The sequence below is a fragment of the Glaciecola sp. XM2 genome, assembly GCF_018595715.1.
GTDB lineage: Bacteria > Pseudomonadota > Gammaproteobacteria > Enterobacterales > Alteromonadaceae > Glaciecola.
Window position 1 is genome coordinate 51,821 of record NZ_JAHEOJ010000018.1, and the last position, 7,198, is coordinate 59,018.

A 7,198-nucleotide genomic window follows, 5' to 3' on the forward strand; every position below is an offset into this window, starting at 1 on the left:
CGTTAGATAAAACAGTATGGGACAATCAAGGCTTTAGCTTTTCAATCGCTAGCGCCAAAGTAGCGTCATTTCTGCTGGGGAGGCGATAACAAGTCTGGCCAGCCATATCGCTCCCACGCCGCCACTAGTCCGATCCTCTCTGCAAAGGATAGAAAATCCTGATGTAAGCGAACTTGCTTGATTGGCTCCAAATCAGCCCAAAGCGACATCATGCAAAACATATTGGCGGGCGTGACTTGAGTGCCTAAAGTCTTAAAAACCATGCCTGAATATCCCATCCAAATTGCCGGTTGCACAATACTGGTGTCACATGGGTCGTGGAGTGTTCCGTGGAGGCGGTCAAGCACAGCGCAGTAAAGCTTTCGGTGTAGGGTTTTACCGCTACAGACACCGCGAGCAGCCACTTCCCAAAACGCGAAAAGGGCTGGGCCGCTGAGCGGTTTGGCGCCGGCTGGTGGAAACATGGTCTTATTCATTAGCTTCATAGTTTGGCGATATTCATTGATTGCGCGCTTGCGATTACCTGTTGCTGAAATAGCCACACCGAGCCACATAGATGGCAAGCCTAAGTCGACCATTCGCTGCCCTGCGTCTATGGCTAAGTCGATATTGCCCAAGTTCAGATGAGCCACTGATAGCATCGCGTAATTACGCCCATTGACTGGATCTTGATCGACCGCGGCTTGAATATAAGGCAAAGCTTCGCTGGTGCGGCCGATGTAAAGTAAAAACGAACCTAGGCGTAGTAATACATCTGGATTGTTTGGTTCTAGACGATAGGCCTCAAAAGCTAAGTCGAGTGCGCCAAGCGGATCGTTCTCTGTCCAGCGGTGAATGCCCAGCATAGACCGCGCATGACCCTGTTTTGGGTCTAACTCAATTGCCCGCTTAGCGCATTCAGCCATTTTTTGTGATTGTCCTAGCCGGTCTAGACAAGGCGTGTAGACTGCGGTGTAAACATGCGCTTCGGCCAATGCCGTCCAGCACGCGGCGAATTTTGGGTCGATAGCAAGGGCGGCCTCAAGTAGTTCAATGGCCTTGGCCAGTACACCGTCACCAATCGCTCTTACGGTTAAGGCGCGCCCCTGCAGGTACAACGAGTATGCTTCTTTGTTTATGGTGCTGCGCCGGCGTGCTGGCGGCGGTTTAATCTGGCGTTTAAGCGCTCGCCCGAGCTCTTCGGTAAGGGTTACGGCAAGTGTTTGCTGAAGAGAAAACAGATCATCACTGTGCCCCTCAAAGCGACCAGACCAGCTCTGACAGCCGTCGCCACCATCGAGTAAAGCAGCGTGCACGATAATAGTGTTGCCTTGGCGGCGAACCGTGCCTTCAATTAGATTAGAGACCTTTAATTTGGCGGCAGTATCAATTGCGGATATGCAAGAAGCGAACTGGCGCGCTGAGCCGCGACCGGCCACCCGCAGTTGAGGAATCTGTGCTAACGTGGTGATTAGCTCTTCAAATAAACCATTGGCGAAGAGTTGCAACGATTCGTCTGATGGCTGCAAAGCAAAAGGCAATACTGCAATTCTAATTAAGGCTTCGTGTGCTTTGCTATCTTGACCTCTGAGTTGCACCGCTTCTCGTAAGCAACTGCGGGCGTAGTCGAGATCACGTGCGCTCGTCTCGGTGAATACTTTTTCAACTGATTGAAGCAACCGTGATTCACATTGAGCTCTTTTCGTATCGAGATACTCAGCAAAGTCTAGCCCTAAGTCTTGTCCGTTATCAAGCCCCTCAAGAAGTGTTTGTGTTCCGATGGTTTGCAGTTGTAAACCTGCTGACTCGTAATGGCCGCTCACCAGTGCTTTGTGCAAGTCTATCAGGTCAGAATTTACAAGCTCGGCTCGAATCGTAACCTGCTCACGACCGACTGAAAACGGGTCGTCGCAAACCTCAGCAAGCTGCTGCTTTAACTCAAGTAAGGTCTGGCGCAGGCTAGCACGGGCTTGTGCTCTAAACTTACCCGGCCACAACAACTGACTAATGTGTTCTCGCTCAATAGCCTCACCCGGTTGTAAACACAAAATCGCCAGCAGCGCTCGAACTCGCTTACCATTTATAACAACCTCATCGCCGTTTGCTGCCGTAACACGGAAACGACCAAATAGTTGTACTTTTATTGGCTTCCATGAGTGCATACATGAATTTGAAACAGAGTTCATCGTGTTGGTGTCCAGATACAGAGAACAAAGACCGGCATGGGTTAGTGATTACCTGACGTGATTAAGACGCAAAGCTGAGCCAATACTATGCCTACAACGCTTAAGTATAAGTCTTAATATATTCTATGTTTGATGCGTATTCAATTACCATACGGGCTGACTAAAATTACCGCTAGGAGCTACACCAATAAGATTAACTTTCAAAGAATCTCTCTATAATTAGCGGATTTACTATTTTTGCAAGTGACAAGGGTCAAGTGATTGGTCGCAAACGCTACTTACATTTGTCGTTCAGTTATCTTGAGAGAACAATAGAAATCTATGGCGGTGGTTAAAAAGTAAACTATGGCGTTGGTTAAAAAATAAAGATACTCTCAAGCGTAGCTAAAGCGGTGTATCTGTTGTCTTCTTTGTATAAGTTGTTTGCCGCAATAATGAGATTGTTTCTAAAGCCTAACTTTATGGAGAGAAAAATGGCGGCATCAATTGAAGACATAAAAAAACTAGCACAAATTACTTTAAGGGATAAAGGATTTTATAGTGGCAATATAGACGGCCTTTGGGACTCGGGTTCAAATAATGCCTATGCCGATTACATGTCGCATTTAAGCGAAGGTGGACAACAACTTGGGGAGGAGGGCGCACTTGATGAAGATGCGACCATCGGGCCTGTAAAAGGAGTAGTGGTGCTTGACCCTGGGCATGGCGGAACACAGAAGGTTGGTGGTTCATCACCTAACAATGCCACTAGTCCAAGCGGCGTTCTCGAAAAAACCATTACATTAGACATGGCTAAACTTATTCGTAAAGAGCTCAATCAGCTAGCGACGCAACGCCCTGGCTCCAATCTCAAGGTTCACCTAACTCGCACGAGTGATGAAAACATTGGTTTAGCAGATAGAGCTCGCGTCGCTAAAGCCAAAAAAGCAAATGTATTTTTAAGTATCCATTGCAATGGTTTTAATGGCGCGGTGCGTGGTACTGAAACGCTGATTATTTCCAAGCAAAATGGGAACGTTAATGTTGAGCAAGATCGTGCTCTCGCTCAACGAATACAAACTGCCATGGTTACCACGCTAAAACGCCACGATCCAGCCGCTTTTGATCGCAAAGTAAAGGATCACCAGCGTCTTGGCGTACTCAAAGATGTGCACCTACAAAATCCTAATACCAACTCAAAAACGCGAGCATGTTTAGCTGAACTCGAATTCATTGACGTTCCAGCAGTAGACTCGTTACTGAATACCGGGCCAACGGCAAAAACAGTTCGCAAAGACCTCGCAAGGTCAATGGCAGAAGCAATCATCGATGATTTAGAGGCGAATAATTAGAATAGTGGCACAACTTGTACCATTGTTAACACCATCTTATTTTTAGAGGGTATGCAAGTGACGTTGCAGTAGCTCTGTTGTGCGCTTCACCATCCAGAAATAGACGGTAGGTTTGCGATTACGCGATCACCGTCTACTAAATAAAACTCGCCGTACTGCGCAGCTGTTGAGCAAGCATGATTAGGTAAAACGCGGATGAGGTCGCCAATACTGAAAAGTATATCAGGCGATAACTGCTGTTCGTTTTCAGGGTTATTATCGCGCACGCCAATAATGCCATGTTCTTGGTTGGCGCTTTGCATAATCAAGTGTGAGTAGGCTGCGCCCTTAGCGTCACATACCACGCCATATCCTTGGTCAATTTTATGTCCTGCGGTGCCTCGATCCCGTGACATTGCCATCCAACCCGCGTCGGTTAGGGCAATATGTTTATCATGTTGAAAGCCAATAATGCTGCCTTGCACACTTACTGCGATATCATCAATATCGCACACTCCCAAACCCGCCATGACCAAATCAAACAACACGTACACGCCAGCGCGTACTTCGGTTATACCGGTTAAATCATCAATAGCAAAGGCGGTGGGGGTGGAGCCTATTGAGACGTTGGGGCAAGGCATGCCTTTTTCGCGAATGCGCTTGGCAGCAGCAACCGAAAAGTCTCGTTCTTGCCTTGCAAGGGCCAGTTGTGACTCATGGTCAAAGCATTCGTATGAGCCTCCTGCGTGCGTCATGACGCCGTGCAACTCACAAAATTGTGCGTCGCTTAGTATGGTCGCTATTTCCAGTAAGGTATCACCATGTGGGTCTACCCCGGCACGATGATGATCAACATCAAGCTCTATCATGACTTTAAATACTGTTTGGTTCAGTTGCGTAAAGTCTTGTAATAACCTTGCCGCCTCAACACTGTCTAATATGACTTTAATATCGCAGCCTTGAGAGATTAGGTACTTCACCTGTTCAAACTTGTTAGGCACGAGTCCGACGGCATATAAAATATCGGTATAACCGGCGCTAAAAAAGTGTTGTGCCTCTTTTAAGGTCGATACGGTAATGCCTTTTGTGTGCCCGCCGTTTACGATTTCTTTGGTGATGTCTACCGATTTATGGGTTTTAACATGGGGGCGTATTGTGCATCCAAGCGCGCCTATATGTGATGACAACCGTTCAATATTGCGCTGTAGCGTAGCCTGCTCAATAAGCAAACATGGTGTAGGTAACTGAGAAATAGAACTTGGTAGCATAACTATCATAAAGGAGATTAAACTGCCTAAAAGATTAGCACGAAATAAGCCTTTGCGGTTTGTTTAAACGCGCATTAAATCATCATCTTTAATGTTTCTAGCTGGTCGGCTTCGTCTGCTGGTTTATCCCATCTTATGCGGTGAATACGCGGGAAGCGCAAAGCAACCCCTGACTTATGTCGATTTGATGGATGCACCGAGTCAAAGGCAACTTCAAAGACCAATTCTTTTTTCACCTCTTTGACCGGCCCAAAACGGCCAATAGTATGTTTGCGCACCCAATTATCGAGCCGCTTGAGCTCGGCATCGGTAAATCCAGAATAGGCTTTGCCTATGGGAAGTAATTTTCCGTCTTGCCAGCAACCAAAAGTGTAGTCAGAGTAAAATGAGGATCGTTTGCCGTGGCCTCTTTGGGCGTACATGATTACTGCATCAATGAGCCTTGGATCGCGCTTCCATTTATACCATTGGCCTTTTGGCCTTCCTGCTACATAGGTGGTGTTTTTACGTTTGAGCATGAGCCCTTCGATGTAACCTTGCTCCATATCGGCGGCGCTGTCTCGAAGCGAGCTTAGCGTTTCACTGTCATCAAACGTTAAGGGTGAAGATACAAATAAATGCTGATAAGGCTGAGTGGAGAACCACTCGTGCAGATTTTCCACTCTTTGGAGCAATGGAGTTGCGCGCATATCTTCATTTGCGATGTTTAATGCGTCGTATAAGATAATGCCAGCGGGGTTTTCGCTAATCAGTTTTTTACTTGGCCGTTTTTTGTTTAAGCGCTGCTGAAGCTGGTTGAATGCGCCAATATGCCAATGTGTTTCGCGCTGCTTATTTGCACTCAATACGCCTGCGATAGGTGCTTCATCTTCTTTTGTTTGGTAAAGCGCGACTAATTCGCCATCAAACACGCCATGTATCTTATCAAGTGACAAGGCTTCTAACACTTCAGGAAATGAAGCGCTTATGTCGTCGCCGGTTCGGCTAAACAGCGCTTTACCTGCATTATTGACAACGAGCTGCACACGAATGCCATCGAGTTAACCACGATGGACGTAAAAATAGACGTATGGGAAAGCGCCTAATTTATTGGTGTTGTTTTAGTTTACTTATGTCCATGGCTAAATCGATATACCTCCAATTTTTGGGCACTTTTATGTCCATAGAAATTTGCACTTCGTTGCACTTAAATTAGTTGCCCTTTTAATTGCAAGTGTAGTGGCAGAATAAACCCGTACACCTTTTTAAGTGGTAGCATTACACTTATAGAAGAGGTGTTCAATGGAAAAGAGAAAGCGCCGGTCATTCAGCCCGGAATTTAAAAACGATGCAGCTTGCTTGGTTTTAGATCAAGATTACTCATTTGCTGAAGCAAGTCGAGCGATAGAAGTTCACGAAAACACGCTGCGGATTTGGGTGAAACAACTTGAATCAGAGCGTATTGGTGTAACACCTAAATCGAAAGCCTTGTCAGTTGAACAACAGCGGATTCAAGAGCTAGAAGCTAAGGTTAATCGCTTAGAACGAGAGAAGTCGATATTAAAAAAGGCTACAGCTCTCTTAATGTCAGACGATCTGAACTCCACGCGCTAGTCGATCGATTGAGGGAGCATGAATCGACAGAGCTAGTGTGCTCGGCGTTAGGCTTGGGTGTGACGAGCTACTACGAGCGTAAAAAGCGCCGAAGATTGATAGATGCAAAGCGCCGTATTTTAAGAGCAAGAGTAAAGCGCTTGTTTGATAAAAGTCGCCAGTCAGCCGGTACGCGAACGATTGTTGGTATGCTGAGAGATGAAGGCATTGAGATGGGTCGCTACAAGGCCGCACGCTTGATGCAGGAGCAAGGGCTAACAAGTAAGCAGCCTGGTAAGCATGCTTATAAGCGAGTTAAAGTTGAGAGACCGGATATTCCGAACTTATTGAATCGACAGTTTGTACCAGAGCAGCCCAATCAAGCGTGGTGTGGTGATATTACTTATTTATGGACGGGCGATGCTTGGCATTATGCAGCGGTTGTCATCGACCTTTATGCACGTCGAGTAATTGGTTGGAGTCTATCAAAACGGCCGGATGCTGAACTGGCGGTAAGAGCGCTAGATATGGCCTATGAGCAGCGAGGCAAGCCACAGAGCGTGCTGTTTCACAGCGACCAAGGCTCACAATATGGTGCTCGTAAATTTAGACAGCGCTTGTGGCGATATCGCATGACACAAAGTATGAGTCGACGCGGTAACTGTTGGGATAATAGCCCAATGGAGCGAGTATTTAGAAGCCTAAAATCTGAATGGATGCCAACTATCGGCTATCAATCAGCAAATGAGGCAAAACGAGATGTGGGTTATTACCTGATGAACTATTATAACTGGGAGCGACCGCATCAATTTAACGATGGTCTACCGCCAGCGAAAGCTGAGAAATTAGCTAAATCGGTGTACGGATTTTGTTGACCACTACA

The 7,198-nt window shown here is 46.6% G+C and carries 4 protein-coding genes and 1 pseudogene; 2 read left to right on the forward strand and 3 right to left on the reverse strand.

What is annotated here, in order from left to right; all coding sequences use genetic code 11:
- Nucleotides 1-65: 65 nt before the first annotated feature.
- Complete coding sequence (locus tag KJ365_RS03820; RefSeq protein ID WP_214450310.1) at nucleotides 66-2,165, reverse strand: tetratricopeptide repeat protein; 2,100 nt, start codon at nucleotides 2,163-2,165, stop codon at nucleotides 66-68.
- Between the two features lie 473 nt (nucleotides 2,166-2,638).
- Here KJ365_RS03820 and KJ365_RS03825 point away from each other — a divergent pair, with 473 nt between their 5' ends.
- Nucleotides 2,639-3,496: an N-acetylmuramoyl-L-alanine amidase family protein gene (locus KJ365_RS03825; RefSeq protein ID WP_214450311.1), complete on the forward strand. Its 858-nt coding sequence runs from the start codon at nucleotides 2,639-2,641 to the stop codon at nucleotides 3,494-3,496.
- Between the two features lie 86 nt (nucleotides 3,497-3,582).
- On the opposite strand, the gene KJ365_RS03830 is transcribed toward KJ365_RS03825, so the two are convergent.
- Both KJ365_RS03830 and KJ365_RS03835 read right to left on the reverse strand, forming a co-directional pair.
- Nucleotides 3,583-4,743, reverse strand: coding sequence for an alanine racemase (locus KJ365_RS03830; protein WP_214450312.1), 1,161 nt, complete (start codon nucleotides 4,741-4,743; stop codon nucleotides 3,583-3,585).
- 74 nt (nucleotides 4,744-4,817) lie between these two features.
- Nucleotides 4,818-5,780, reverse strand: a pseudogene (locus tag KJ365_RS03835) (cisplatin damage response ATP-dependent DNA ligase); the annotation flags it as partial.
- 244 nt (nucleotides 5,781-6,024) lie between these two features.
- Here KJ365_RS03835 and KJ365_RS03840 point away from each other — a divergent pair.
- Nucleotides 6,025-7,190, forward strand: a protein-coding gene (locus tag KJ365_RS03840; protein WP_214449580.1) for an IS3 family transposase whose coding sequence is annotated in 2 segments (ribosomal slippage) — nucleotides 6,025-6,283 and nucleotides 6,283-7,190 — 1,167 coding nt in all. Because the reading frame shifts where the segments join, the coding sequence is not laid out codon by codon here.
- Nucleotides 7,191-7,198 lie beyond the last annotated feature (8 nt).